This window comes from Knoellia sp. p5-6-4 (assembly GCF_029222705.1).
Classification (GTDB): domain Bacteria; phylum Actinomycetota; class Actinomycetes; order Actinomycetales; family Dermatophilaceae; genus Pedococcus_A.
This window is the reverse complement of sequence record NZ_JARGZF010000001.1, coordinates 479,831-506,279: the sequence shown is the minus strand read 5'-3', so window position 1 is coordinate 506,279 and position 26,449 is coordinate 479,831. Positions and strand designations below refer to the sequence as shown.

General features: G+C 71.4%; 26 protein-coding genes. 17 read left to right on the top strand and 9 right to left on the bottom strand.

What is annotated here, in order from left to right:
* Positions 1-41 precede the first annotated feature (41 nt).
* Entirely contained in the window at positions 42-836 is a 795-nt protein-coding gene (locus tag P2F65_RS02435; RefSeq protein WP_275803801.1) for a DUF429 domain-containing protein, read from the top strand.
* A gap of 3 nt (positions 837-839) precedes the next feature.
* Here P2F65_RS02435 and P2F65_RS02430 read toward each other — a convergent pair whose 3' ends face one another.
* Positions 840-1,214, bottom strand: a complete 375-nt coding sequence (locus P2F65_RS02430) for an HNH endonuclease (RefSeq protein ID WP_275803799.1) — start codon at positions 1,212-1,214, stop codon at positions 840-842.
* 44 nt (positions 1,215-1,258) lie between these two features.
* Here P2F65_RS02430 and P2F65_RS02425 point away from each other — a divergent pair, with 44 nt between their 5' ends.
* Complete coding sequence (locus P2F65_RS02425) at positions 1,259-1,396, top strand: hypothetical protein (RefSeq protein ID WP_275803797.1); 138 nt, start codon at positions 1,259-1,261, stop codon at positions 1,394-1,396.
* A gap of 189 nt (positions 1,397-1,585) precedes the next feature.
* Here the strand turns inward: P2F65_RS02425 and P2F65_RS02420 are convergent, their stop codons facing one another.
* A complete protein-coding gene (locus P2F65_RS02420; RefSeq protein WP_275803795.1) occupies positions 1,586-1,744 on the bottom strand; it encodes a hypothetical protein in 159 nt (52 codons plus the stop codon).
* Between the two features lie 124 nt (positions 1,745-1,868).
* Between P2F65_RS02420 and P2F65_RS02415 the strand changes: the two genes are divergently transcribed.
* The 5 genes from P2F65_RS02415 to P2F65_RS02395 all read left to right on the top strand — a co-directional run bounded on the left by P2F65_RS02415 (position 1,869) and on the right by P2F65_RS02395 (position 7,172).
* Positions 1,869-3,251 (top strand): nuclease-related domain-containing protein, encoded by a 1,383-nt coding sequence (locus tag P2F65_RS02415; RefSeq protein WP_275803793.1) that lies wholly within the window; start codon positions 1,869-1,871, stop codon positions 3,249-3,251.
* 140 nt (positions 3,252-3,391) lie between these two features.
* Positions 3,392-4,873, top strand: a complete 1,482-nt coding sequence (locus P2F65_RS02410) for an alpha/beta fold hydrolase (protein ID WP_275803791.1) — start codon at positions 3,392-3,394, stop codon at positions 4,871-4,873.
* Between the two features lie 19 nt (positions 4,874-4,892).
* Entirely contained in the window at positions 4,893-5,555 is a 663-nt protein-coding gene (locus P2F65_RS02405; RefSeq protein WP_275803789.1) for a hypothetical protein, read from the top strand.
* Positions 5,556-5,665: 110 nt separating this feature from the next.
* Positions 5,666-6,130, top strand: a complete 465-nt coding sequence (locus P2F65_RS02400; RefSeq protein WP_275803787.1) for a GNAT family N-acetyltransferase — start codon at positions 5,666-5,668, stop codon at positions 6,128-6,130.
* 244 nt (positions 6,131-6,374) lie between these two features.
* Entirely contained in the window at positions 6,375-7,172 is a 798-nt protein-coding gene (locus P2F65_RS02395; protein WP_275803785.1) for a DUF4352 domain-containing protein, read from the top strand.
* A 114-nt stretch (positions 7,173-7,286) separates the two neighbouring features.
* Here P2F65_RS02395 and sigJ read toward each other — a convergent pair whose 3' ends face one another.
* The 3 genes from sigJ to P2F65_RS02380 form a co-directional block, all read right to left on the bottom strand.
* Positions 7,287-8,213, bottom strand: coding sequence for an RNA polymerase sigma factor SigJ (sigJ, locus tag P2F65_RS02390; protein WP_275803783.1), 927 nt, complete (start codon positions 8,211-8,213; stop codon positions 7,287-7,289).
* Positions 8,210-9,217 carry an NAD(P)-dependent oxidoreductase gene (locus P2F65_RS02385; protein WP_275803781.1) on the bottom strand — a complete coding sequence of 336 codons (1,008 nt, stop codon included), beginning with the start codon at positions 9,215-9,217 and terminating at the stop codon, positions 8,210-8,212. Before P2F65_RS02385 ends, sigJ begins: the two co-directional genes overlap by 4 nt.
* 103 nt (positions 9,218-9,320) lie before the next feature.
* Positions 9,321-10,049, bottom strand: coding sequence for a DUF998 domain-containing protein (locus tag P2F65_RS02380; protein WP_275803779.1), 729 nt, complete (start codon positions 10,047-10,049; stop codon positions 9,321-9,323).
* A gap of 244 nt (positions 10,050-10,293) precedes the next feature.
* Here P2F65_RS02380 and P2F65_RS02375 point away from each other — a divergent pair, with 244 nt between their 5' ends.
* Positions 10,294-10,677: a VOC family protein gene (locus P2F65_RS02375; protein WP_275803777.1), complete on the top strand. Its 384-nt coding sequence runs from the start codon at positions 10,294-10,296 to the stop codon at positions 10,675-10,677.
* 257 nt (positions 10,678-10,934) lie between these two features.
* Here the strand turns inward: P2F65_RS02375 and P2F65_RS02370 are convergent, their stop codons facing one another.
* On the bottom strand, positions 10,935-11,765 hold the full coding sequence (locus P2F65_RS02370; protein WP_275803775.1) for a helix-turn-helix domain-containing protein: 831 nt from the start codon (positions 11,763-11,765) through the stop codon (positions 10,935-10,937).
* A 131-nt stretch (positions 11,766-11,896) separates the two neighbouring features.
* On the opposite strand from P2F65_RS02370, the gene P2F65_RS02365 reads away from it, so the two are divergent.
* From P2F65_RS02365 to P2F65_RS02355, 3 genes are all read left to right on the top strand, one after another.
* Complete coding sequence (locus tag P2F65_RS02365; protein ID WP_275803773.1) at positions 11,897-12,301, top strand: iron-sulfur cluster assembly protein; 405 nt, start codon at positions 11,897-11,899, stop codon at positions 12,299-12,301.
* Between the two features lie 3 nt (positions 12,302-12,304).
* On the top strand, positions 12,305-13,327 hold the full coding sequence (locus P2F65_RS02360) for an amidohydrolase family protein (protein ID WP_275803771.1): 1,023 nt from the start codon (positions 12,305-12,307) through the stop codon (positions 13,325-13,327).
* A 176-nt stretch (positions 13,328-13,503) separates the two neighbouring features.
* Entirely contained in the window at positions 13,504-13,923 is a 420-nt protein-coding gene (locus P2F65_RS02355) for an SRPBCC domain-containing protein (RefSeq protein WP_275803769.1), read from the top strand.
* A 9-nt stretch (positions 13,924-13,932) separates the two neighbouring features.
* Here P2F65_RS02355 and P2F65_RS02350 read toward each other — a convergent pair whose 3' ends face one another.
* A complete protein-coding gene (locus tag P2F65_RS02350) occupies positions 13,933-16,179 on the bottom strand; it encodes an FG-GAP-like repeat-containing protein (RefSeq protein WP_275803767.1) in 2,247 nt (748 codons plus the stop codon).
* Positions 16,180-16,608: 429 nt separating this feature from the next.
* Here P2F65_RS02350 and P2F65_RS02345 point away from each other — a divergent pair, with 429 nt between their 5' ends.
* From P2F65_RS02345 to P2F65_RS02335, 3 genes are all read left to right on the top strand, one after another.
* A complete protein-coding gene (locus P2F65_RS02345; RefSeq protein ID WP_275803764.1) occupies positions 16,609-17,919 on the top strand; it encodes an HNH endonuclease signature motif containing protein in 1,311 nt (436 codons plus the stop codon).
* A gap of 141 nt (positions 17,920-18,060) precedes the next feature.
* Positions 18,061-19,722, top strand: a complete 1,662-nt coding sequence (locus P2F65_RS02340) for an NERD domain-containing protein/DEAD/DEAH box helicase (protein WP_275803762.1) — start codon at positions 18,061-18,063, stop codon at positions 19,720-19,722.
* An 81-nt stretch (positions 19,723-19,803) separates the two neighbouring features.
* A complete protein-coding gene (locus P2F65_RS02335; RefSeq protein ID WP_275803760.1) occupies positions 19,804-20,448 on the top strand; it encodes an SDR family oxidoreductase in 645 nt (214 codons plus the stop codon).
* A 14-nt stretch (positions 20,449-20,462) separates the two neighbouring features.
* Here P2F65_RS02335 and P2F65_RS02330 read toward each other — a convergent pair whose 3' ends face one another.
* The gene (locus P2F65_RS02330; protein ID WP_275803758.1) at positions 20,463-21,389 is read right to left on the bottom strand and encodes a peptidase; all 927 of its coding nucleotides are present in this window, start codon (positions 21,387-21,389) and stop codon (positions 20,463-20,465) included.
* Between the two features lie 146 nt (positions 21,390-21,535).
* Between P2F65_RS02330 and P2F65_RS02325 the strand changes: the two genes are divergently transcribed.
* Positions 21,536-21,916: a VOC family protein gene (locus P2F65_RS02325; protein ID WP_275803756.1), complete on the top strand. Its 381-nt coding sequence runs from the start codon at positions 21,536-21,538 to the stop codon at positions 21,914-21,916.
* Positions 21,917-21,937: 21 nt separating this feature from the next.
* Here the strand turns inward: P2F65_RS02325 and P2F65_RS02320 are convergent, their stop codons facing one another.
* Entirely contained in the window at positions 21,938-22,159 is a 222-nt protein-coding gene (locus P2F65_RS02320; RefSeq protein WP_275803754.1) for a hypothetical protein, read from the bottom strand.
* Between the two features lie 275 nt (positions 22,160-22,434).
* On the opposite strand from P2F65_RS02320, the gene P2F65_RS02315 reads away from it, so the two are divergent.
* Both P2F65_RS02315 and P2F65_RS02310 read left to right on the top strand, forming a co-directional pair.
* Positions 22,435-23,073, top strand: coding sequence for a hypothetical protein (locus P2F65_RS02315; RefSeq protein ID WP_275803752.1), 639 nt, complete (start codon positions 22,435-22,437; stop codon positions 23,071-23,073).
* Between the two features lie 38 nt (positions 23,074-23,111).
* The gene (locus P2F65_RS02310) at positions 23,112-26,429 is read left to right on the top strand and encodes a TM0106 family RecB-like putative nuclease (protein WP_275803750.1); all 3,318 of its coding nucleotides are present in this window, start codon (positions 23,112-23,114) and stop codon (positions 26,427-26,429) included.
* The last annotated feature ends 20 nt before the right edge of the window (positions 26,430-26,449 follow it).

Below are 26,449 nucleotides of genomic sequence, written 5' to 3'. Positions count from 1 at the left end.
CAGCGCAGGCCTGCTCGCCGCCGCGCGGCATACTTCGGCACGTGCTTCCCTCGGCGACTTCGGCCGCCCCGTTGTTCGCGGGCATCGACCTGGCGTGGGGGCGGCGCGCCCGCACCGGTCTGGCCGTCGTCTCCGCGGGCGGTTCCTTGATGGCGTCTGCCTCGGTGCACACCGACGCCGAGATCCGGGACTTCCTCGCTCCGTATGCCGATGCACTGGCCACGGTGGCCGTGGACGCTCCACTCATCGTCGCCAACCCGACCGGCCAGCGGCCGTGTGAGCGCGAGATCGGTGCCGTCTTCGGCAGGTATGGCGCCGGCGCCTATCCCGCGAACACCTCGAACCCGCACTTCGACCCGCCGCGCGCGGCGATGCTGGCAGCTGCCCTCCACTGGAGCACCGACCCTGCCCAGGCGGGTCGTCCCGGAGCCCCCGGCTGCATCGAGGTCTACCCGCACCCGGCCATGGTCGGCCTGTTCTCGCTGCCCTACACGCTGCCCTACAAGGGCAAGAGAGGGCGCGACCTCGCCAGCCTCCAGGCGGCATACGAGGTGCTGCTGGACTCGATGGAGCGTCACCTGCCCGAGCTGAAGCTCCAGCGGAACGGCCGGTGGGCGCAGCTGCGCGCCATCGCGGCAGCACCGGCGCGCAAGGCGGACCTCGAGCGGATCGAGGACGAGATCGACGCCATCGTCTGCGCGCATCTGGCGTGGCTGTGGGGCAACCGTCGCGACGCGCTGCGCGTCTACGGCGATGTTCGCTCCGGATACATCGTCGCCCCGCCGCCGCCCGGGCATCCGTCGAGCCGGCGGGTCAACCGCGACGGCCAGGCATGACTCCTACGCAGCGGACTTGAAGACCTGGTCCTCGTGCCAGGCGCGGTGGTGCTCCGCCGGAGTTGCCGCTCCCGGGCGTGGCTGCAGCTCGCGGCCGTGCAGGTCGTAGACCCGCTTGCTCGCCTCGGTGCGGGCGGTGAAGCCGGGGGATACCACGATGGTGAGTTCGGGGGACAGGCCCAGCGCGCCACGGTCGAAGAGCTTGTGGTGCAACGAGCAGAGCGCGAGCCCGTTGTCGAGGTCGTCGGGTCCGCCGAGGTTGAACCAGCGGACGTGGGCGGCCTCGAGACCCACCGGAGTGGAGCCGAGCCGCCCGTCGTAGCCGCAGAAGGCGCAGCTCTCGTCCCAGGCATTGAGGATCTCCAGGACCAGCGCCAACTCCGCTGTCGTTGGGGTGTTGCTGCGCCGAGGAGCGTCCCGCCATGAAGGACGGCGTCGGCATCGAGGCCCGCGGCGATGAGGACGTCGGGCGCCACCGTGTCCGGGAAGTGTGCCTCGACCAGGGTCCTGGCCACGGCGGCGCGGGTCGTCGCATCCCGCAGCTGGGCCTCGAGCGCTGAGTCGAGGCGTCCGGTCGGCTGGGCCCGGTCGAGGTCACCCACGACATCGTTGGGCACATCTGCGTCGAGCGCCCAGACACCGTCGGAGCGCAGCCGGGTGAACGGGTAGGCGGCTGACTGCTTGGCGCCGGTTTTGGTCTGCGGTCCGAACTCGCGGATGAGATCGGCCAAGCGCGTCTGGGCCTGCTCTCAGGTGACCGCGCTCGAGCCGGTGGCCTCGAGCTGCCCGAGCGCGAGCAGCACGAGCAGCGGCTTGTGCGGCACGCGCTTCCCGTGGTGCTGGTACTGGCGCAGCGACGTCAGGCGCTCCAGCGCCTGCTCCAGCGGGCTCATAGAGGGTCGCTCCACGGCGGCAGAGTAGGGCAGCGGTCAGACCTTTGGTCAGGTTTGTCGCATTGTCGGCCTGATCGCCTGCGTGCCGACCCGGCGTCTTCCTAGCATCAGTCGTTCGCTTTGAGAGGGGTTGGCCGTCATGGCTGTCGGGGGAGGAAGCGCCGAACGCAAGGCCGAGGAGCTCGGTGCGTCTTCGGACTCGGCTGCGGGTGCGTGGGCGGCCGGCGCCGAGGGTGAGCGGCGCGTGGCCGCCGAGCTGTCGAACCTGCGTGAGGCGTGGACGGTGCTGCACGACCGGCTGCTGCGGCCGGGGCAGTCGGAGGCGAACCTCGACCACGTGGTCATCGGGCCGGGCGGCATGTTCCTGGTCGACGCGAAGAACCGTGCGGGACGGGTCATGGCGTGGGAGGGCGGGCTGTTCCAGCACACCGTGCAGGCTGGGGACCGCGTCTCGCTCAACCTCGCCGCCGAGCTGAAGAAGGTGCACGGCATGGCCGCCTACATGGCGGTCGAGAGCGGCCGGCCGGTCACTCCGGTGCTCTGCCTCGCCGGAGCCCACGAGGCAGAGTTCGGCGAGCATCAGATGCTGCAGGGAGTTTGGGTCGTGCCGGTCTCCAAGCTCGTGGACTGGCTGAACGCCCAGCCCTACGTGCTGGACCGCGAGACGGCCGGACGGGTCGTGACCCGTGCCATGACCGACTTCCCCTCGACGACCACCGATCCGGCGCTGCTGGCAGCGATGGGCCAGGCGGCCGCACGGCAGAAGCCCGTCAAGCACGCGACGCGTCGGCAGCGTCGTCCGTCCACTCCTCGTGGCGGTGCGCAGCGCTCCTTCGCGGGCCGGTTGCTGCGGGCCCTCGTCGGCCTGGTCATGATGCTGGGGAGCCTATGGTTCCTCGTCACGGTGATGCCGGTGCTCCTGACTGCCTTGTTCACCTCGCTGACCGAAGTCGGCGAGCCGAACGCGGCTCCCACCACCGTGGCTCCTACTCCATTGGCTCCATCCGCCAAGCCGTCCAGCGCAGCGAAGGCAAAGCCGCCCACGACTGCGAAGGCCTCGCCGACGAAGGCGCCCGCGAAGGCCCCGCCGAAGCCGAAGCCGGTGGTGCCGGCCCTCGCACCGACGGACTGTGCCCGGGCGACCGGTGCGGAGGTCGCCAAGGTACTCGGCCGCAGAGTCCAGCCGGTGATGGTCAGCAGCGGATGCGCCTGGGGGACGCGACTGGACGACGCGTCCACCGTCCTCGTGGGCATCCGAATGAGCGCTGACCACAAGAGGTGGGACAGCCAGCTCGTGACATCGGAGAAGCAGCGACGCGTCGTCTACGGCACGGCATACGACTCGAGCTTCAAGCCCGCGACCGCCCTGTGGGTGGCGACGGGGCAGCCCATCGCGACAGCGAAGGGACACGTCAGGGCGTCGGCCGACACCCACGTCGTGGTCTCCACCACCATGCTCGGGCTGACGGACGACCAGGCGCGCCGCAAGGCGCTCGCCATCGCCGCCGCGCTCAACAACTGATGCGTCCCGCACGTGGCGGCGAGTGGGCACGTGCGTCGCGCATGGGCGGCGGCACGCAGCGCCTACACTCCAGCGGCGGTTGGTCCACAACCGGGACGGGGGATGTGGTGGCTCGGAAGGCGTGGGCCGGCCTCCTGATCGTGGCTGCCTTCGCTGCCGGTTGCCCCGACGCGCGCGACATCAGACCTGCCGCCGAGCCCGACCTCGCGGGGTTCTCCGGTCAAGCGCTCGCCTGGCGCGGCTGCGGCGACGGGCAGTCGTTCCAGGCGGGGGAGGCCAAGCCCGGCGAGCCGCAGTGCGCCTACCTGCGGGTGCCGACCGACTTTGCCGACCCGCAGAAGGGCGAGCAGCAGTTGGCCGTGCTGCGGGTGCCGGCCAGTAGTGGCAAGGCGTCCGGGGTGCTCTTCGTCAACCCGGGCGGGCCCGGGGAGCCGGCCACCGCCTTCGCCCGTCCCTTCGCTGAGGACCTGCCGGAGGTGGTCCGGGCCGCCTTCGACGTCGTGGTGATGGACCCGCGGGCGGTGGGGGAGTCCGGCTCGTTGAGCTGTCTGGGCGGTGACTCGACGCAGGCGATGGACGCCCTGGACCTGGCCCCGGACACCGACGAGGAACGGCAGGCCCTGCGAGCGGCAAGGCGGCAGCTCGGGCAGTCGTGCGCACAGCGGCAGCCCAGCTTGATCGGTCACCTCGCCACCGAGGACTTCGCCCGCGACGTGGACCTGTTCCGTTCGGCGCTGAAGGTGCCCAAGCTCAACGTGCTCGGCTACTCGTACGGCAGCCTGCTCGGTTACCACTACGCGCGCCTGTTCCCGCAGCGGGTCGAGCGGCTGGTACTTGACGGCGCGGTGGCACCGGGGGTGGCGCCAGCGGACAGTGCGTTGGCACGGGCCCGGACCGCGCAGGACGCGCTGTGGGAGGTTGCCGCCGACTGCGTCGAAGGCGGGTGCGGGCTGGGAGACACCGAGGAGGAGGTGCTGTCCTCCATCGTCGAGCTGCAGGACCGCCTCGATGCCAACCCCGTCCCCGTCGAGTCACATGACGTGCTGGCCGAGGTCGACGAGGACCTCCTCACCGGCACGATGCTCCGGGCGCTCTACCACCCCGGATATGCCTACGAGTTCGACGACGTGCTGGTCGCACTGCGCGAGGGGGACCCGGCACCGTTCGTCGAGGTGTTCGACGAGCTCGCCGGCTCCGGGCCAGTGGTGAACACGGTTGCTGTCAATGGCGCTGCGGCCGGCACGCAGTGCCTGGACGAACCGCGTGAGGCCGTGAGCGAGGGTGATCGGGTCAAGATCGAGGCGACTTCCGCGGCCTTCGGGAAGCTGCTCGCGGCTGACGCGGTGGCGTGCGAGGACTGGTCGGTGCCGCCCCGCAACGCGCCGTCGAACCGTCTGCCGGGACGCGTGGATGCGCTCGTGCTCAGCAACAGCCCTGACCCCGCCACCCCGGAGGCGGCGGCCGACCGTCTCACCGCGCTGATGCCCGGTGCGGTGCACCTGCGCACCGGCTTGTTCGGGCACACCGCAGCCTTCCAGGGCGACGGGTGCGTTGACTCAGCCGTCACGCGCTTCCTGGTCGATGGGGACACCCGCCCCGCCGAACGCGGCTGCAGCGAATGAGCCCTGGAGTGGAGGTCGCGTGAAGAAGCCACGGCCGGGTCAGGAGCGGCGCGCAGGGCGGCGTGAGCACCGGCCGACCCATGAGCAGCGTCGACGCCTGGGGCTGACGGGAGGAGACGGCAGCCGTCCGAGAGCTCGACAGGGGAAGCGCATCAGCGGTCGCACCGGATCGCTGCGCGTCTTCGCCACCATCGCCATTGCCTTCGGCCTCATCTCGCTGCCCTTCGACTGGGCCGATCATCGCCGTGCTCTCGCGCTCGCAGCCTCGGGGCAGACGGTGACCGTCTCGGACGTCCGCGTGCACGTCCACCACCGGCGAGCCAAGGGCGGCGGGTGGCATGAGGTTGACCGGGTCCAGGTGCGCATCGCGGGCGTGGCGGACGGTGTGTGGGTTGACCTGTATGGGCTGCATGCGTTCGAGCTGGACCCGACTCTGCACGGCCGACTGTGGTTCTCCGGGTGGCAGGAGCCCACGGCGGCCACCAGCTACCGGCCACCGTTGCAGGTCGTCTACCGCGTCGGACGCAACGTCGATGCGATGACGCCCCGCGACGTCGCCCGGTGGACGACCTCAGGCGACGTCGAGATCTCAGCCGGCATCGGAGCCAGCGGCGTTGGGCTGCTGGCGCTCACGCTGGTGCCGTCCGCCTGGCGCCGCCTAGAGGTATACCGCCGGCACTAGTCCGCGCGCGCCAGTGTCCTTCCGGGCCTGAGGAGAACCCCGAAGGTCACAGACCAGCGGGCACGCGGAATCGGGCCGAACCAGCAGGTCGCCCGCCCTATTGTGTTTCCGTGACGATCACCTTGCGGGAGATCACCGAGGACAACGCCGAGTCCGTCCTCGCGCTGCGCACCTCTCCCGATCAGGAACGGTTCGTCTCCACGGTGGCCGACTCGCTGGCGGAAGCCGATGCGAACCCGCACGGGAACCCCTGGTTCCGAGCCGTCTACGCCGACGAACAGCCGGTCGGGTTCGTCATGCTGAGCTGGGACGTCGAGCCCCAGCCGCCCGAGATCAACGGCCCCTGGTTCCTCTGGAAGCTGCTCATCGACCACCGGCACCAGGGCAAGGGTTACGGCCAGGAGGTCGTGCGACAGGTCGTGGAGCTGGTGCGCGATCACGGTGGCGCCGAGCTGCTCACCAGCCATGTGCCCGGCGACGGGGGTCCAGCCGGCTTCTACGCCCGACTCGGATTCGTGCCGACAGGAGAGCTCGACCCCGAGGGCGAGGTCCTCCTGCGGCGAATCATTGGGTGACGCTGCCGACATCGTCGCCCGCTTCGCGGCGTCGCCCCGGCACCACGCACGCGTGATGGCCGAACAGCTCCGGCGCTGTTGCCGGACAAGCATTGTCGGTGGTCACCTCTAGCGTTCTCAGTGCAGGAACGAGGGGGCTGCGCCAGTCGGCGCAGTGGGGTCGACCAGCTCACCAGAGCCGCCATGGCTCGATGTCGTGATGCCTTCCTTCGCCATGCCTGCGTGAGAGATGAAGGAGGAAGCAATGAGCGCATCACCGGCGGGTTGGTACCCGCAGGAGGATGGCCGTCTGCGGTACTGGGACGGCCAGCAGTGGACCGAGCACTTCGCCCCCGGGCAGGCTCCGTCACCGACCGGCGCACCGGCGCCGATGGTCCAGGGCGCAGCGGCCGACGTGAAGGCGCCGCGTCCGTGGTTCAGGAAGCGCATCCTGATCCCGGCGGGCCTGCTCGCCCTGGTGGTGTTCGGCTCGGCGCTGTCCGGTGGCGATGGCACCGAGGGCGTCGACGCGGCTCCCGTGGCGGCCGACTCGAGCAGCAGCGCCACCAGCGCACCGGCCGCGAAGGTGTCACCCAGGCCCACCGCCAAGGGCTCGCCCAAGGCGGCTCCGGCGACGAACGCCCCTGCGGCGAAGCCGGCTCCGCCGAAGTCGCAGGTCGGCAAGGCGGTCCGTGACGGCAAGTTCGCGTTCACCGTGCGCAGCGTGAAGTGCGGCATTCCCGTGGTGGGGGACAACCCGTACCTCCAGGAGAAGGCGCAGGGCCAGTTCTGCGCGGTGCAGCTCACCGTCGAGAACATCGGCGACGAGCCGCAGTCGATGTTCGCCGACAACCAGCACGCCTTCGACACCAAGGGTCGGAGGTTCTCGGCCAACTCGATGGCGTCGATGGCCGACGAGTCGTCGCAGGTGCTGTGGGAGGAGATCAACCCCGGCAACGCGGTCAAGGGCACGGTCTACTTCGACATCCCCAAGGGCGCGAAGCTCACCAGCCTCGAGCTGCACGACTCGGCGTTCTCCGGCGGCGTGAAGGTTCGCCTCTAGTCACAGTCCAGCCGGTATGCCGCGTGCGCACCCAGGGTGCGGCACGCGGCATACCGGGTAGTTCCGTTCAAGGACAACGCGTCTGACCGACCACCGCCGGAGCGACGCACCCGCTCACCGAGCCGAGCGGAGGATGGCGGTGGCGTCGCCGACCGGGCCGAGGTGGGCGAGCTTGTCGGGGTTGACGATCGAGCGGATGCCGGCGACCTGGCCATCGGCGACGTCGAGCGCCCACACGGCCAGCAGGCGCTCCTGGTCGTCGAGGAACACGGCTCCCGGGTCGCCGTTGACCTCGACCGGGCGCACCGACACCTGAGGGAACCGGGCGAGCAGCCTCAGCCAGTTCGTCAGCGTGTGGGCGACCCGGCTGCGACCCCGCAGCGACCGCGCCAGTGCCGGGACCTTGCCGCCACCGTCGCCGGTGAGCTCGACGTCGTGGGCGAGCAGGGCTTCGAGCCCGGCGAGGTCGCCCTGCTGGGCTGCGGCGAAGAACCGCTGGGCCAGCTCCTGCTGCTGCTCGCGCGTCGTGCTGAACCGCGGCCGGCGCTCCTTCACGTGACGGCGGGCACGTGAGGCGAGCTGGCGGGCGTTCTCCTCGGTGGTGCCGACGATGTCGGTGATCTCGGCGTACCCGTAGCCGAACACGTCGTGCAGCAGCAGCACTGCGCGCTGCTCGGGGGAGAGGCTCTCGAGCAGCACCAGCATGGCCAGCGACAGCGAGTCCGCAGTCTCAGCGTGCCCAGCGGGGTCACCGGCCTCGGCGGAGCCGTCAGTGATGATCGGCTCGGGCAGCCACTCGCCCACGTAGCGCTCGCGCCGAACGCGCGCAGTGCGCAGCTCGTTGATCGCCAGCCTGGTCGTGACCGTCGCGACGAAGGCCCGGGGTGAGGCGATCTCCTCGCCGGCGTCGAGCCTCTGGTGCACCCGCAGCAGCGACTCCTGCACCACGTCCTCGGCCTCGGTGACGCTGCCGAGCATCCGGTAGGCGATGGCGAACGAGGTTGGCCGCAGCTCGTCGAGCAGCTCGTCCCGGGACCTCACGTCACCTCCTGGCCTGTCGCCCGCGCCGTGTCAGGCCCCGCTGTGTCAGGCCGCGCGTCCTCATGCGCTGTCTGCATCAGCTCACGGAACCCCTGCCGCCAGCTCGGGCGCGCCGGGCTCCAGCCGAGCTCACGCTTGGCCTTGGCGTTCGACGCTCCACGCAGCTCCGTCATCATCACCGCTCCGATCTCACCCGTCAGCAACCGTCCCACGAAACGGGGGACGTGCCTCGGCTCCTTGGCGCCCAACGTACGCGCCAGCGTCGGCAACCACTCGGCAACCCTCGCCGGCTCGTCGTCGACGATGTTGTAGATCCCGCGACGGCCCCGCTCGATGGCCGCGACGGTGGCCGAGGCCGCGTCGGCGATGTGGATGAACGACCAGACGCCGCCACCGTCGCCCACCACCGGGAACCGGCGCCGGCGGACAGCCTCGGTCTGCTCGCCAGCCGGCCCGAGCGAGGTGCCCGGCCCGTAGAACCCGCCGTAGCGCAGTACGATCCCCTCGGTCCAGGTCGCGGCGAGCACCGAGTCCTCGACGTGCCGGATCGCAGCGACCGTCTGCCGCATCTCCTTCGCCGGGTGCGGCCCGAACGAGTCCTCCTCGGACTTGACTGGTCCGCCGATGCGCTCGTAGGCAGCAAAGAAGCTCTGCGCGACGAACCGCTGCACCCCGACGGCCTGACCGGCGGAGAGCAAGTGGTCCGTGCCCTCGGTGCGCAGCCGGTTCGTCATCGCGAACGCGCCGTCGAAGTGCCTCAGGTCCATCGGCCCGATGGACGTCAGCTGGTGCACGATCACGTCCGGTTGCACCCGTCCGACGGCCTCGGCGACCGCGGTGGCATCGAGCGCGTCTGCGACGACGGGCACCGCGCCGAGGTCGCGCAGCAGCTGCTGCTTCGACGCGCTGCGCGTCATGCCGTGGACCTCGTGGCCCGCCTCGACCAGCCGCGGCACGAGCTGCCGCCCGATCGCGCCGGTCGCTCCTGCGACGAACACCTTCATCGTGCACTCCCTTCCTCGAAGACTGCCCCCATCCATGGAGACAGCACAGCCCTCGTGGTTGTGACAGGCAGGGGTATGCCGCGAGGCGGGTACGCGACATCGGTCACCCGTCGTCGCCGTCGCCGCCACGCATCGGCCCCTGCGATGTCGAGGACCTCAGGAGCGCCACGGAGAGCACGGCGACCCACAGCAGGAACGCGCCGAGGTAGATGCGCTCGATGACCCCGAGCCACGGCGTGGGCTCACCCGCCGCCACCTGGGGGATGGAGCCGAAGGTCAGCGCTCCGAAACCCACCACCGTCGCCAGGGTGAGCAGGGAGTACACCCGGAACCGCCGGCCGAGGGCCATGGCCCCGAAGCCCAGCATCGACAGCATCAACACCGTGTCGGCCGCCCCGAGCACGATGTGCATGACATCGGTCAGTCCCATGGGTGTGTTGGGCACGATGTCCGCCCTCGCCGAGATGGGGAAGGGGTACCACAGCGGACCCATGGCGCCATAGGTGAACAGGAGAGCGCCAGTGACGCGCAGGGGGCGGTTGCCCATAGCGGCGCGCCACACGCCGATCCCGAACGCGACCAGCAGCGCGCAGTACAGTGCGCCCTCCACGGTCAGGAGCGCGCGCGTGGGGGCGCCGATCGCGGACAGCTCGCTGACCGTCTGTGACCGAGAGTCGTAGTCGTCGTAGAGCAGGGCGGCCAGCGTCTCGGCGGTCAGCGGCCACAGCACGGAGGAGACCAGCCCACAGCTGAGGAGGACCTGCTGCCACCGGTTGCGAGACGGCGTCGACCTGGTCGTGGGGCCGGACGCCGGGTGCGGGACGGTCGTCATCGGGAGCACCTCCACGCGGGGCGTCACGGGGCCAGACGCCCACCACGCCACCGTCGACCCGCTGGGTGGTGTGCGGTAGGGACCAACGACTCCCGGCCACGGGGAAGATCCTCCACGTCCGTCTCCGGGGGGCAGCCGGCCTTGACCCGGCGGCACCCGGGACACGTCATTGGGCTGAGGTCGGAGAACGTCGGCGACGCAAGACTGGGTCGGAGACCAGCTCCGGCCCCAGGAAGGACAGCCCATGTTCGGCAGCAACCAGGTGATGAGCAGTTTCTCCAGCAACGACATCCCCGCCGCCAAGGCCTTCTACAGCGGCACCCTGGGCTTCGACGTCGAAGAGCAGTTCGACGGCCTGCTGCTGAACTTCGGAGGAGGCGGGCAGGCCATGGTCTACCCCAAGGACAACCATGAGCCGGCGACCTTCACGGTGCTCCACATCGTCGTGGACGACGTCGAGAAGGCGGTGGACGACCTCACGGCCAAAGGCGTGACCTTCGAGCAGTACACCGAGGACCCGATCAAGACCGACGCGAAGGGCATCTCGCGCGACCTGGGCGGCGCCATCGCGTGGTTCAAGGACCCCGCCGGCAACATCGTCGGCGTCGTCGAGATGCCCACGGGCTGACCGATCGCGCCGGTGGCTGGCACGAGGGAGTACCCGGGCCCAGCGTCGCAGCGTGGCACGGGCTGAGGGCGCACCGGCGTCGTCCGGGTCGGCTGCTACCCGATCCTTCCGGCGCGCTCGGCCCGACTCCGGGACTGGCTGCGCAGGCTCAGTGGGCCCGGGTGACCTTCACCGTCACCGCCGCGGCCAGCACGGCCTGCCGGGAAGCCGCCTCGGGCCAGCCTGCCGGACCCGTCGCGAGGTGCCGGGTGCGCAGGTCAGGCGTGGGCCAGGTCGCGGGCGGCGCGCATCACCTCGGCGCCCACTTGCGGGGACAGCTCGTCGGTGCGCGTCGACACCACGACCGCCCAGACCGGCCCCTCCGCCGGCGAGACCGGCGACCCCGCGGCCGCCGCACCCCGCGACAGCTGCGGCACCGAGACCGTCTGCGGCACCAGCGCGGCCGCGCACGACACCCCGTCGCGGTACTCGCCGTGCTCGACCACCGGACCGGCCGGGTCGACCGACCTCAGCCAGCCCTCGAGGGCCTCGGCGTCGGTCATGGTCTGCGCGGTGAAGGCGGGGAGCCCACCCTGCGACCGCAGGTACTCCTTGCGGGTGGCCCGCGGCATCGCGGCCAGCAGCGCCTTGCCAAGCGCGGTGGCGTGCGCGGCCACCTCGAGCCCGACCTCGAAGTCCTCGAGGTACGGCGACCCAGGTCCCTCGACCACCTCGGCGACGACCATGCCCGAGGCGCTCAGCCGGCCGAGGTACGCCGACAGGCCGGTCGCCTGCACCAGGTGCGACAGCACGTCGCGTGACTGTGGCGGCCGGCCCAGCGACTCCACCACGTCGTGGAAGCGCCGGGGCAGCTCGGTGCCGACGTCGTAGCAGCCGTCGGGCAGCCGCCGCACGTAGCCCTCGTAGGCCAGCGTGCGCACCAGGTGGTAGGTCGTCGACAGGTTGAGCCCGCTGCGCCTGGCGATCGCCTTCACCGGCAGGCCGGGGGAGGTCGTCACCACCTCGAGTACCCGCAGCGCCCGCGAGACGCTCTGCACGAGGTCCTCCGGCTCGCGGCCGCGCGCCACCATCACCTCGGGTTGGCTCATGGCGCGGCCTCCTCCCGACGACGCCGTCCCGATCGAGGGTAACCGCGGAGCAGGCTGCCAGAACAGACGTTTCGCCATGGGAAATCCCGGGGGCTTATGGCAGCCCGGGCGAGCGCCGGAGACTGACCTTCATGACGACAGTGCCGGCCGTCGACCCCGCCATCCGCGAGCGGCTCACCGGTGTCTACGACCCCTGCTGCCGCGAGAAGGGCATCAGCGTCGTCGACATGGGTCTGCTCCACCGGGCACACGTCGACGACACCGGCCAGGCGCGCGTCGAGCTGCTGCTCACCAGCGGCTGGTGCCCCTTCGCGAGCACCGTGCTCACCGAGATCAAGACCAGCGTCGAGGACATGCCAGGCATCACGCGCGCCGACGTCGAGATCGTCTGGGACGAGGCGTGGTCGACCGAACGCCTCGCCCCCAGCGCCCGCGAGAAGCTGCGCTTCCTGCCGCCGCCGACGCGCGCCGGCGACCCCGCGGCATACGTCGAGAAGCACTGGACCACAGGCAAACCCGCAGCGAAGGAGCACTGAGCCATGATCGGTGACGCGATCGTCTTCGACGGGGTGGCCCACCCCTTCAACTTCGAGGCGGACAACGCCTACGGCACGGCCGGGCAGATGTTCTCCAACCACCTCTACGCGTTCCACGCCACGCTCACCCCCGACGGCGAGACGGTCATGCCCTCCCAGGAGTGGCTGCACAAGTGGAGCCCGGAGGAGATCCGGCAGATGGTCTACAACGAGTCGGACACCGACATCTGCATCGCGATGCCGCTGCCGCTCACCGACCTCTACCGCGACGGCCTCAGCTCGTGGCAGCGGTGCACCGAGCTCACCGCGCTCGACCCCGACCGCACCGTCTTCTGGGGCACCTGCAACCCGCTCGAGGGAAAGCAGGCGCTCGACGACATCACCCGCCAGGTGGAGGAGTTCGGGGCGAAGGGCTTCAAGTTCTACAACGTCCGCTACGAGGACGGCGGCCCGGTGCCGTGGCGCATGGACGACCCCAAGGTCGCCTTCCCGGTCTTCGAGCACCTGCAGAAGCTGGGCATCAACCTCGTCGGCGTGCACAAGGGCGTGCCGCTCGGACCGCAGCCGGTCGAGTTCACCCAGACCTGGGACATGGACGGCGCAGCCGCGAACTTCCCCGACATCAACTTCGTGATCTACCACGTCGGCCTGCCGTTCATCGACGAGACCTGCTGGCAGCTCATCCGCTACCCCAACCTCCACGCGAGCCTCGCGGCCACGATCAACTTCGTCGTGCGCGCCCCGCGGATGTTCGCCGAGATCCTCGGCAAGCTGCTCTTCTGGTGCGGCGAGGACAAGATCGTCTACGGCTCCGAGGCGCCGATCTTCCACCCACAGTGGGCAATTCGGGCGTTCTGGAACTTCCAGCTGCCCCCCGACCTCGTCGAGGGCTACGGCTACCCGCAGCTGACCCCGCAGGCCAAGAAGAAGATCCTCGGCGAGAACCTGATGCGGCTCCACGGCATGGACGTCGAGGAGACCAGGGCGCGTCTCGGGAAGAAGGAGGGCGAGCCTCTGCCCGCCTGACCGCCACGCGCCCTTCCCGGGTATGCCGCGTGGGCGACCTCACCCCGCCCGCCCGCCCACGCGGCATACCGTTCGTCGATGGGGCCCTCAGACCTGTTGCCCGAACCACCCTCCACGCGGTCGACTGTCCTCGTGGGTCCGCCCACCCGGGGCGGTCCGCCGAAACGGAGGTCTCCATGAGCAGTGAGGTCGACACCTTCACCGACGACGTCGACGCCGGCGAGCCCGAAGCGGGCGTTCACGCCGGCGTCACCATGTCAGCCCCGGTGGAACGGGTCTGGGAGCACCTGATCAGCCCCGCCGGCACCGAAGCGCTGCTGGGCGAGGGCGCCCGGCTCGGCAGCAAGGGCGAGCCCTGGCGCGCGAGCGACGGCTCCTACGGCGTGATGCGTTCCTTCCACCCGCTCGAGCAGGTGCGCGTCAGCTGGCACCCGCACGAGGACGGTCCGCTGAGCATGCTCGACGTGCAGCTGCGCGCGGACGGTGACGCCACCCGCGTCGACCTCTACCACGAGGGACGCGGCATCGCCGGTGACCCTCGGGGCGACCACCAGCACTGGCAGGAGGCGCTGGGACGGCTCGCCGGCGGACTGTGAGGCTGAGCCTCAGCGCACCCCGACGATGCGCGTCGTGTCACCCCACGGCGCGCTGATCCGCCTGGCCGTCGTGAAGGTGCCCTTGCCGGTGCCCGGGAACAGGTAGTTGGCGTTGGCCGGCGTGCGCGCGAGCAGGTCGGCGCGTCCGTCACCGGTGAGGTCACCGACGGAGAGCACGGTGTTGAACGACCGCCAGCCGTGGGAGACGACCGTGCCCGCCTGGTATCCCCGGGCCGTGGGGTACGTGACCCCGGTGCCGCGGTAGAGGTAGAGCGTGCCCGCCGGCGTGCGCCCGAGCAGGTCGACGCGGCCGTCGCCGGTGACGTCGCCCGGGGTGATCATCTGCGTGAACGCCTCCCAACCGGTGCCGATCCTGCGCGGCGTGGTGAAGCCGCCCGTGCCGGTGCCGACGAGGAGCCACATCTCGCCGTTCGCCTTGCGGGCCAGCAGGTCGGGCTTGCGGTCGCCGGTCCAGTCCCCGGGGGTGACGAGGTCGGTGTAGGCAGCCCACCCGCGGGCGAGGAGGACCCGGCTCTGGAGACGGCTCGTGCCGGTGCCCTTGTAGAGGTAGACGTCACCGGCCGGGGTGATGGCGAGCACGTCGGCGCGACGGTCGCCGGTGAGGTCGCCTGGGGAGACGACCTGGCGGTAGACGTTCCAGCCCGGCCCGATGCGCACGGGGGCGGCGATGCCGCCGAGCCGGCCCGGGTAGTGGTAGAGGTCGCCGATCCCGGTGCGCCCCAGCACGTCACCGCGCCCGTCGGAGTCGAGCCCTGCCACTGCGGTTGGCGTCGTTGGCGTCGTTGGCGTCGTGGTGACCTTGTTGTACGACAGGCCTGACAGCGCTCGCCAGTCGTTGGCTGCGACCTTCCCGGTCACCGCGAGGGCCGCTGCGCGCTGGAACTTCTGGACCCCCGCGAGGGTCGCCGGCCCGAAGGCTCCGTCGGCGGTGCCGACGGAGAACCCGCGCCGGTTGAGCTCGAGCTGCAGGTCGCGCACGGCCCAGCCCGTCGAGCCGCTCGCCAGCGTGAGCGTGCCGTATGCCGCGTAGAGCCTGCTCGTGGTGACCGGTGCGGGACCGGAGGTGGTCGAGTACTTCGCGTAGAGCGCGGCCTTGCTGCGCAGGGTCGCCATCTGCGGGTAGAGGTAGCGGCCCGGGCACAAGGTGTACGACGTGTTCTGGTGGGCGTTGACGGTGGGCAGGGTGGCGGTGACGCCCTTGGCGAACTTCGCGCCGGTCCCTCCCTGCGAGGTCAGCCGCGTGCTGGCGCTGGGGTCCACGCCGTACTGCGACAGCTTCCAGCCCGCGACCTTGGCGAGGGCGTCGACCATCACGGCGGGTGCGCTGGCCGTCTCGTAGTTGCCGAGCGCGGCAACGCCCATGGTGTCGGTGTTGAAGCCCATGGCGTGGGCGCCCCTCACCGCGCGGGTGATCGAGCCGGCCCGGCCCTCGTAGATGCGCCCGTACTTGTCGACGAGGAAGTTGTAGGCGATGTCGGACCAGCCCAGGCCCCGGGTGTCGTAGGCGTAGATGCCCCGCACCTGCGCCGCAGCCGTCGCGGCCGTGTAGTCGTTGGAACCGGCGGTGTGGTGGATGACGACCGCCTTGACCGTCGTGTTGTAGGTCGTGGCGCCGCGCAGCGACTCGTCGGCACCCCACTGGGCCCGGGTGATGATGGCTGGGGTGAGCGCCGCGGCCGACGCGGAGGAGGCCGGGGCCCGGTTGACCAGGTCGTCGTCGGCTGCGGAGTGGCCGGGGTCGATCGTGGTGACCTTGAGGTCGGGGAGTGTCCTGCCGCCGGGGGTCTCGACGCGCACCTGGATGCCGGTGGCGCCGTCGGTGACCAGCGGGCTGGTGCCGACCCGTGCCGAGGCCGCCTCGCCGGACCCGGCCTCGGGGCCGTCGTCCGAGGCACTGAGCGTCTCCCAGCCGGACCAGCCGGTGTCCTCCTTGACCCGCACCCGCACAGTCACGTCGGCCGCCGTGAACCCGCTGCCGCGCGCCCAGGAGACGCCGGCGACCGTGAAGCGGGGTCGGGACTGCCCGCCGGTGAGGGCCGAAACGGCGTGCCCGGCCCGCGCGGCCCTGCGGTCGGTGGCCGACGCCGCGGAGGCGTCGACGCCGACGACCGCGGTCGAGGTCACGCGCGGAGCCACCGGGTGCGGCTTGTCGGTCGTGGCGAAGGAGACCGTGGGGAGGGCGATGAAGGCGGGGGTGAGGGCCAGGGCGAGCGTGGAGGACAGGAGTCGGCGCACGAGAGGGTCCAGAGGGGGAGTCGGGGCTGGTGAGACGTCAGTGAGGGTGGCATCCGCCTCGGCCATTTGTCGCATTTCTCATGAATCCCTGACCGTTCGGCCGAGGCGGACCCGGCGTGTCGGGGCTGGGTGGGGTCGTCAGCCCTCAGGCAGGCGAGCGCCCAGCGTGAAGGTTCTGACGCTCGCCGGTCCTCGTACCGGTATGCCGCTGCACACAACCGTGTCTGCCGAGCGGCGCAGCCGTGTTCGTAGCCGGCACCAGGCGTGCCCCGTCCACAGCGGGGTCGCGTGCGGTCACGTCGTCCACAGGTCACATTCCCAGAGTGGCGCCGTGCAGTCTGGCATGTGTCGAGTCTGCCTGTGCTGCAACAGGTTTCGTGCTGGTGGACTGATGTTGGGGTGTCGGTGGTCGACCTTACGGTTGTCGTCATGGAGGGGAACCAGTCGCGTCTGAGCCTGGCGGAGCGCCGGGCGCGGATCGCTGCTGCGCGGGAGGCACTGGTCGGGTTCGACAGCGAGCTGTGGCAGGCACCGTCAGGTGGTGGGCCCGACGGCCTGGCCGGGCTGCTCGGTGAGGTCGACGCACTCGGTGTGGCGTGCGGTACCGCGATGGTGGCGGTGGTCGGTGAGGCCATGGACCGGGGTGAGACCTCCGGCGGGCCCGCGGCGATGTCGGTGACCCAGTGGGTGCGGGCGCACGCCCCGTCGACTCGGGCGGGTGGCGCCGGGACGGTGGTGGCGGTGGCGCAGGCGTTCCAGAAGCAGGTCAACGCGCCGGTCAAAGAAGCGGTGGACGCGGGCCGGTTGCCGGTGACGTCCGCGGCGGCGGTGGTGTCCGAGTTCGAGAAGCTCCGGCCGATGCTCGGCGAGCTGGTGCAGGAACCGGCCCTGAGCACGCTGATCGACCTTGCCGTCGACGACGGGCCGCGGGCCTGCCGGAGGGTGCGACCCTTCATCCTCGCCCGGTACGGCGCCGAGGGCGTCCTGCAGGAGCAACAGAACCTGGGCAAGGCGTTCGTCGCGCTGTCCCAGCCGCGGGACACCGGCGCCGACACCTTCGAGTACCGGCTGACCCTCGACGTCGAGGGCAAGGCAGTCCTGGAGGCGGCATTGGGGCCGTTGTCGGCGCCGAAGCCGGTCGACGGGGAACGCGACCTGCGCTCCTCGGACCGGCGCCGCGGCGACGCCCTGGTGACGTTGGTGAGGCGGGCGGTCGCGGCCGGGGACGAGGTCGGCAAGACCAACAAGACCACCCTGCTGCTGACCATGGACTTCGAGTCGCTCAAGGCCGGACTCGGGGCGGCGACCACCCTGGGCGGGCTCGACGCCGGCACCCACCTGGGCCCCGAGACCGTGCGCCGGTTGTGCTGCGACGGGTCGGTCATCCCGATCGTGCTCGGCGGCAAGGGTGAGGTCGTGGACTGGGGCCTGGAGAAGCGGTACTTCAGCGACGCCCAGACCAAACGGCTCTGGCTCCGCGACGGCGGCTGCACCTACCCGGGCTGTGATGCGCCGCCGCAGTGGACCGACGCCCACCACCTCGTGCACTGGGCAGACCTCGGCCCCTCGGACCTCTCGAACGCTGCGCTGCTGTGCGAGCGGCACCACACGGTCGTGCACGCCCGCCGCCACGCCGGCCGGGTCGTCAACGACACCGACGGGGAACGGGTCGAGTGGGACCTCACCCGGGGTTCCTACGACGAGCTCCTCGCGAGACGCGCCGCGCAGGAGCCAGCGTGACCCCGCCCCACACCCCGCCGACCACCGGCGGGCCCACCGGCATGCGCACGAGGAATGTCCGGTTTGGCCCTTCGGAGGCCTGCTCCCGTGGCAGCATCACCGAGGAACTGGGACGACACGCTGTCAGACGGGAGGCAGGCCATGGGGGCACGAGCGCTGCCGGAGGTGCCGACCTTCACGACCGCTTCGGAGCGTGAGGTCTGGGAGCGGCTCGTCGGGCAGCTGCGCCCCGAGGACGTCGTCCTGGCCAACGTCCGCCTGACCGATGAGCGCAAGGACCACGAGATCGACCTCGTCGCCCTCCTGCCCGGCGCCGGAGTGGTGGTCGTCGAGGTCAAGGGCGGCAGCGTCTGGGTGCAGGACGGCCAGTGGGTGCAGACCCGTGGCTCGGGCACCAGGCAGATCGACCCCGTCGACCAGGCCCGCAGCAACCTCTACGCGCTGAGGGAGTACGTCGAGAAGGACCCGCGCTGGAAGAACAGCTCCCGCAAGCGGATCCGTTGGGGCCACACGGTCGTCGTTCCCTACTCGGACATCCACGAGGACTTCTGCATGCCCGACTGCCCGCGGTGGGCGGTGCACGGCAAGGCCGACCAGGACGACCTCGCCGGCCGCATCTGGGACATCCCGACGCAGCAGGAGGGCGGCCACCGCGTCCCGGACGAGGACGACGTCGACCTCATCATCGAGATCCTTCGAGGCCGCCACCTACCCGCCTACGACCCCGCCTCCGTCGCTGACGACCGCGAGCGCGAGGCCGACCGCCTGACCGCCGAGCAGGCGACCCTGCTCAAGGTGACGCGGCTCCTCAACCGGGTCGAGGTGCGCGGAGGAGCGGGCAGCGGCAAGACGGTGCTGGCCCTGACGCAGGCCAAGGAGCTCAGCCGCGGCTCGGGGGAGCGGGCCAGCCAGCGGGTGGCCCTCGTCTGCTACTCGATCGGCCTCGCGGAGTACTTCAAGCGTGAGATCGCCCTCGCGCCGCGCAGGCACCGGCCGGCGTTCGTCGGCACCTTCCACGAGCTCGGCCGGTCGTGGGGCGCGCCCGACGGGAGCCGGGAGGACAGCGACTTCTGGGAGCACCACCTGCCGGAGCGGATGGCCGAGCTGGCCGCAGCGCTACCGCCGAACGAGCGGTTCGACTCGGTCATCGTCGACGAGGCGCAGGACTTCGCCGACCTGTGGTGGCGGCCGCTGCTGCGGTCGCTGAAGGACGAGGAGGCGGGCGGCCTGTTCCTCTACAGCGACGAGAACCAGCGCATCTTCGCCCGGTTCGGCCAGCCTCCCGTGCCCCTCGTCCCGCTCGTGCTCGACCACAACCTGCGCAACACCCGCCAGATCGCGCAGTCCTTCGGCCCTCTGGCGCCGATGCGCATGACGCTGCGCGGCGGCGAGGGCGTCGACGTCCGGTTCGTCCCCACCAGCGCGGACGACGCGGTCAGTGCCGCCGACGACGAGGTCGACAAGCTCCTCACCGACGGCTGGCAGCCGCAGCACGTCGCGCTCGTCACCACGGGCAGGCGCCACCCCATCCAGGTCGAGCGGGCCGACGGCACCGACCAGCGCGAGTACTGGCGCTCCTTCTGGGAGAACGACGACGTGTTCTACGGCCACGTCCTCGGCTGCAAGGGGCTCGAGCGCCGCGCGGTGGTGCTCTGCGTCAACCAGGCCGAGGTCACCGACCGCTCGCGCGAACGCCTCTACGTCGGCATGTCCCGCGCCACCGACGTGCTCGTGGTCGTCGGCGACCCGGAGGTCGTCCGGGGGATGGGCGGTGACCAGGTCGCCGCCCGCCTCGGGCTCTGAGCCGGGACGACGCACCCCAGCACCTGGTCGGCCCTCACGTGGGCGCGCGGAGCACTGGCGAGGCGTCCTAGGGTGGCAGCCATGGCGAACGTCACGGTCATCGGCGGCCACGGCAAGGTGGCCCTCCGGCTCCTTCCGCTCCTCATCGACGCGGGCCACGACGTGACCGCCTGGATCCGCAGCCCACGGCACGTCGCGGAGGTGGCGGCGACCGGTGCGCGCGTCATGGAGGCCGACGTCGAGCAGCTCAACACCGACGAGATGGTGCAGCGGCTGCGCGGCCAGGAGGCCGTGATCTGGTCGGCGGGGGCCGGTGGCGGCAACCCCGGCAGGACGTATGCCGTCGACCGGGACGCCGCCATCCGCTCCATGGACGCGGCGCAGGAGGCCCGCGTCCGGCGCTACGTGATGGTGTCCTACTTCTACGACCGCCCCGACCACGGGGTGCCGCAGGACAACCCCTTCTTCGCGTATGCCGAGGCCAAGGCCGCCGCCGACGCCCACCTCCAGGGGAGCGGGCTGCGGTGGACGATCCTGGGGCCGAGCAGTCTCACCGACGATCCGGGGACCGGTCGCATCGAGACCGGCGACGGTGTCCGGGGCTCGTCGGTGAGCCGCGACGACGTGGCGGCGGTCGCGGCATACGTCCTGGACCACCCGAGCACCGTCGGCCGGATCATCGACTTCAACAACGGTGACGTCGCGATCGCGCAGGCTCTCGGCTAGGAGGGGGCGCGGGCTCAGCCGCAGGGACCGGAGCCGAGCAGGCGCAGCCCCTCGCGGTCGCCGGGCCCCCAGTCGAGGACCCCCGCGTCGTTCTTGGCGTGCATCAGCTCCGCGCGGGACTGCACATGGGTGAGCCCGATGACGTGGGCCAGCTCGTGCATGACGATGGCGCGTGCCTGGGCCCAGCCCCGCGACGAGCGCTGGAGGAGCTTGGACATGCTCGGTCCGTCGAGGTAGACGATCCCGCTGACCCACCGCTTGCTCGTGGAGATCGCGCTCCGGTCGGGGACCGGCCCGCCGATGCCGGCGATGTTGCCCTCGAGCTCCGGCACGACCGTGGGGTTCGTCCAGGCGACGAGCACGGGGGAGGGGCGGTTGCCGTAGCGGCCGACATCGCGGCTCGGGCGGTTCTTCGAGGGCCGCTCGGTCGTCGTGCCCTCGATGGTGAAGACGAGTCCCGAGGCGGCGCTGACCCGGGCGACGGCCTCCCTCAGCAGCCCCTCGGCGCCGGTCGGGGCATCCGCGGTGTTCACGACGATGTGGATGACCTTGCAGGGGTCGAAGGTGACCGGCTCGTTGCGGAAGCCGGAGCGGGTGTCCATGAAGGCGTAGTCAGTGGAGTTCGACGCCTTGGTCGGCGCCACCCCGAGCGGCACGTCGCTGGTGACGGTGCGCACCTCCGGGGGCCGGCCCGTGATGATCGGGCCCGCCATCTCCCACCACTCGTCGTAGAACAGCGCCCCGCTGCCCACGAGCACCCCCGCCACCCCCATGGCGAGACCACGCTGGGGCCCGCTCGAGCGGGCGGGACGGCGGTTTGCGGCGCCTCCCTGCAGGGCGAGCACGTCGAGCCGGTCGAGCTCGGCGAGCTGGCGGCCCATCCACCGCCGACGCCGCGCCGGCCCGAACGTCGCCGCATCCCAGAGTCCCCCCACACGCACGCCGACATGCTGCCGACGGCGCGAGGGCCGCATCGCCGGAAAGGGCCAACACGGGCCGAACGGAGGAGGCGGCCACCGGAGGCGGACGCTCGGCATACGCCGCGGTGGGGTGGCGCACGACCCGCGCGGCGTCGGACACTCGCAGCGTGAGCGCTCAGTTCAACCACACGATCGTGCACAGCCACGACAAGCAGGCGTCGGCACAGTTCCTGGCCGACATCCTCGGCCTGGAGCCGCCGACGGCCTACGGGCCCTTCGTCGCGGTGCGGCTGGGCAACGGGGTCACGCTCGACTTCGCCGACGAGTTCGGCACCCCGCACCGCCAGCACTACGCCTTCCTCGTCTCCGAGGAGGAGTTCGACCAGGTGCTCGGGCGCCTCACCGAGCGGGGCATCACCTACTGGGCCGACCCGTTCCACAGTCGACAGGGACAGGTCAACACCGAGGACGGCGGCAGGGGGCTCTACTGGAAGGACCCCAGCGGCCACGACCTCGAGGTCATCACCGTCCCCTACGGCGGCTGGTGACCGGCCGGGCGCGCGGGCGGGCTACTCCTCGTAGCCCTCGGCGCCGGCGTGGGGGTAGTCCTCGCTCTCGTTGACGGAGATCTTCTGCTCGAGGAGGTCTGCCTCGTTGGCCTCGACCTCGGCTGTGTGGGGCGGCTCCTCGTCGGGCAGGTCCTCACCCGGGGTCGGCTCGGGCTCGCTGTCCAGACCCCTCTGCTGCTCCTCGAGGTCGGCGAGGGGGATGTCATCACGCGACGCGGTCATGCTGTCCTCCTTCTGTGCGCGGCCCGCGGGCCCCCGGTGGGCCCGCACGTCCCTCCCAGTGTGGCCCAGGGGTGGGCGGTTCTCGACAGGTGCGAAAGGCCCGGGACGGGGCGGGGCCCAGGAGTGCTCGATCTGCGTCCGGTTCGCCCGGTCCGGCTCACAGCCTGCGCAGGTCGAGGGCGGCAGCGCCTGCTGGGTCTACGCCATCTGGCAGTCCCCGCGCGTGCCGGCCAGCCCTAGCGTCGGACCCGGGTGGATCGGACCGGGAGGTCGCCATGGCCAGTGAACGTCCCCTCGACAGCATCGATGCCTGCTACGAGCGACAACGCGAGATCCTCGCGAGGGAGGAGGGCCAGCAGTGGGTGCACCACCTGGCCGACCTGTCGGGTGACCGTGGCGTGGAGACGACTGCCTCCGACCGGCCCCTCACCGACCTCGCGCGCCAGAGGGTGCTGGCCGACTCCCTCGGACCGCTCCTGCTCTGGCCTCTCGAGCTGCCGGAGCGCTCGCTGACGGCACGGCACCCTTACGAGTCGGCGCCGCTGTCCTTCGTCAACGCCGTCGGGCGGAGCTGGTCCGTCTGGGCCGAGGGCAACAGGCTCGAGTGGGCCGAGGACACGGGCGCCGATCGACGTTACGGGGGGCTGGTGTTCTGGTTCCGTGACGTGGAGCCGGGCAGGGAGGTGTTGGTCACTGTCTCTGCCAAGGTCGGCACCCCCGCGGGTGCGACGGGGTCGGTGGAGGTCCGCGCCGACAGTGCCAGCCCCCGGTCGTTCCCCGTCACCGGATTCGCGTCGCACACGTTCGACCTCCTGCTCCGTCCGTCCGACGCGTTCGGCACCCGGGTCGACCTCGAGATCAGGGCCGGGGTGAGCTACTTCGCCTTCTCCTCCGTCCGGTTCAACCGCCTCTGAGTCCCGGGGGTGTCCGACCCCGGTGGCATGATCGCCGCATGCAGCGAGTCGACGGCCGCCTGGTGCTGAGCCCCACAGACCTCACCAAGCACGTCGCCTGCCCACACATCACCACCCTCGACCGGCAGGCCCTCGACACGCCGGCCGCAGAGCTGGGCGCCACGGCCGCCGACGACGCCCTCAACCTGGTGTTCGAGAAGGGGCTTGCCCACGAGGCCGACTACCTCCACGTGCTGCGAGACCGCGGGCTCGACATCGTCGAGATCGACGGCTTCGGGTCCGACCGCGAGGCGGCCGAGGCCGCGACGCTCGACGCGATGCGAGGGGGCGCCGACGTGGTCTACCAGGCGACGCTCTTCGACGGGCAGTGGGTCGGGCACGCAGACTTCCTGCTGCGCACCGACCGCCCCAGTCGGCTCGGCGCCTGGTCCTACGACATCGCCGACACCAAGCTCGCCCGCCGCCTCAAGGTGCCGGCCCTGCTCCAGATGGCGACGTATGCCGCGCGGCTGGAGACGCTGCAGGGTGTCGCCCCCCAGCGCCTCGTCGTGGTGACCGGCGACAAGGCGGAGCACCCGTGGCGGCTGGTCGACGTCGCCGCCTACGCCCGCCGGCGCCGGGAAGCACTGCTGGCCGCGATCGAGCGGAGCACGCCGACCGAGCCGGTGCCGAGCCACCAGTGCTCGCAGTGCCGCTGGCAGAAACGGTGTGCACAGGACTGGGAGCTCGCCGACGACCTCGTCCAGGTGGCCGGACTGCGCGGCGACCAGCGCGAGGCACTGCGCGCCAACGGCATCCGCACCCTGGCCGAGCTCGCCGTGGCACCACTCGAGCAGGTCCGCGCCGCCGTGGGGAGCGGCACGGCAGCGCGGCTGCTCCAGCAGGCGCGGCTGCAGGCGCACGAGCGCGACACCGGCGTGCCACGGTACGAGCTGCTGCCGCCGGAGCCGGCCCGCGGGCTGCAGCGGCTCCCCGAGCCCAGCCCGGGTGACGTCTACCTCGACTTCGAGGGCGACCCGTGGGCCGACGAGGGTCGCGGGCGCGAGTACCTCGCCGGGCTCTGGGACCGTTCGGGCACCTTCACCGGCTTCTGGGCGCACTCCACCGCGGAGGAGAAGGTGCTCACCGAGCGCCTGCTCGACGAGCTCATGCGGCGGTGGAAGGCCGACCCGGGCATGCACGTCTACCACTACGCGGCCTACGAGCGCACCGCGCTCGAGCGGCTTACCGGCCGGCACGGGACGCGCGAGACCGAGCTCGACCAGCTGCTGCGCGGCGAGCGCCTGGTCGACCTCTATGCCGTCGTCCGCCAGGGCCTGCGGATCAGCAAGCCGTCGTACTCGATCAAGAAGCTCGAGGACTTCTACTGGGGCCACGTGCGCAGGGGTGACGGGTCCGAGGTGGCCGACGCGATGACCTCGGTCGTGGAGTACGAGCGCTGGCTCGTCGACCGTGACGACACGATCCTCGAGCGGATCCGCAGCTACAACGAGGACGACGTGCGATCCACGCACGACCTGCACGGCTGGCTCGAGCAGCGACGGGATGAGCTCGAGCGGCAGGGCCACGAGCTTCGCCGACCGGTGCCGCCCGAGCTGCGCGAGGTGGGCGAGGAGGAGCTCGCTGAGACCGCTCTCGCCGATCAGCTGCTCGAGGCCGGTCACGACCTGCTGGCGGGCTGTGTCGGCTGGCACCGGCGCGAGGCCCGTCCCGGCTGGTGGGACTACTTCCGCTACGAGGGCCTCGACACCCGCGAGCTCACCGAGGACGCGACCGCGGTCGGCGGGCTGGGCGCGCCGGTGTTCGTCCGAGACGTCGTCAACGCCCGGGGCACGGCGACCTCGAAGGTGTGGCGCTACCCGTTCGAGCCGCAGGACTGCAAGCTGCCGGTGGACAAGTACGTCCACGACGTCGACACCCACACGTCGGTGGGGAGGGTCTGTGCCGTCGACGGCGTGGAGGGCTGGGTGGAGCTGTCCATGCGCACGTCCGTCGACCCCCCGCTGCCGCGGGGGCTCAAGCCGCCCGGCCCGGTGGTCGACGCGGTGCTGCGCAGGTCCATCGCTGCCACCGCAGGGAGCCTGCTGGCGGGAGAGCGCGGCATGGCGGCGCGACTGCTCGACCGGGTGGTGCCTCCGGCTGAGGTGCTGCGGCCGCGCCCGGGGGAGGCGCCCGCCGACGCGGTGGTGCGCGTGGGCAGGTCGCTGCGGGGCGAGGTGCTGGCCGTGCAGGGCCCGCCCGGCACCGGCAAGACGTATGCCGCCGCGCAGCTGGTCCGCGCGCTGCTCGATGCCGGACTGCGGGTGGGCGTGACGGCGCTGTCCCATGCCGTGATCCGGCACGTCCTCGACAAGGTCGACCGTCCGGCGCTGCAGAAGGTGTCCGAGCTGCCGGAGGAGCTGCCGGCCGGCCACGTGAGCCTGACGACGGTCAACGAGGAGGCGCGCGCTGCCCTGCAGGACGGTGAGGTCCAGCTGGTCGGCGGCACCGCCTGGTTGTGGGCCCGCGAGGAGATGCGCGAGTCGGTCGACGTGCTCGTCATCGACGAGGCGGGGCAGTTCTCGCTGGCCAACGCCGTCGCCGTCGCGCCCGCTGCGAAGTCGCTTGTCCTGCTTGGCGATCCGCAACAGCTGACGCAGCCGAGCCAGGCGACACACCCCTACGGCGCCGGCGTCTCGGCGCTCGAGCACCTCATCGGCGAGCACGACACGGTGCCCGCCGACCGCGGGATCTTCCTCGGCACGACCTGGCGCATGCACCCCGAGGTGACCGCCTTCGTCTCCGAGCTCTCCTACGAGGGCCGCCTCCACGCGCAGCTGGGGCGTGAGCGGCAGGCGATCGGCGGGCAGGGGCCGCTCTCGGGAGCCGGGCTGCGCTGGGCGCCCGTCGAGCACGTGGGCTGCTCGGCCGCCAGCAACGAGGAAGCCGCCGTGGTCGCCGACCTCGCCAAGGACCTGCTGTCCCGGTCGTGGACCGACGTCGAGGGTGTCACCCATCCGATGACCGAGGACGACATCCTCGTGGTGGCCCCGTTCAACGCGCACGTGGCGAGGCTGCAGGCTGCGCTGCCCGACGGCATACGGATCGGCACGGTCGACCGGTTCCAGGGGCGTGAGGCGCCGGTGGTCATCTACTCGATGGCGAGCTCCACCGCAGCCGACGCCCCGCGCGGCGTGGGCTTCCTCTACGACCTGCACCGGTTCAACGTCGCGATCTCGCGGGCGAAGGCCCTGGGCATCGTCGTCGCCAGTCCGGCACTCCTCGACGCGCAGGTGCACACGCCCGAGCAGCTCCGGGCCGTCAACGCCCTGTGCCGCTACGTCGACGAGGCCGTCGAGGTCGGCGGCTGGGGATAAGTCCGCTGCCGAAACTCCTT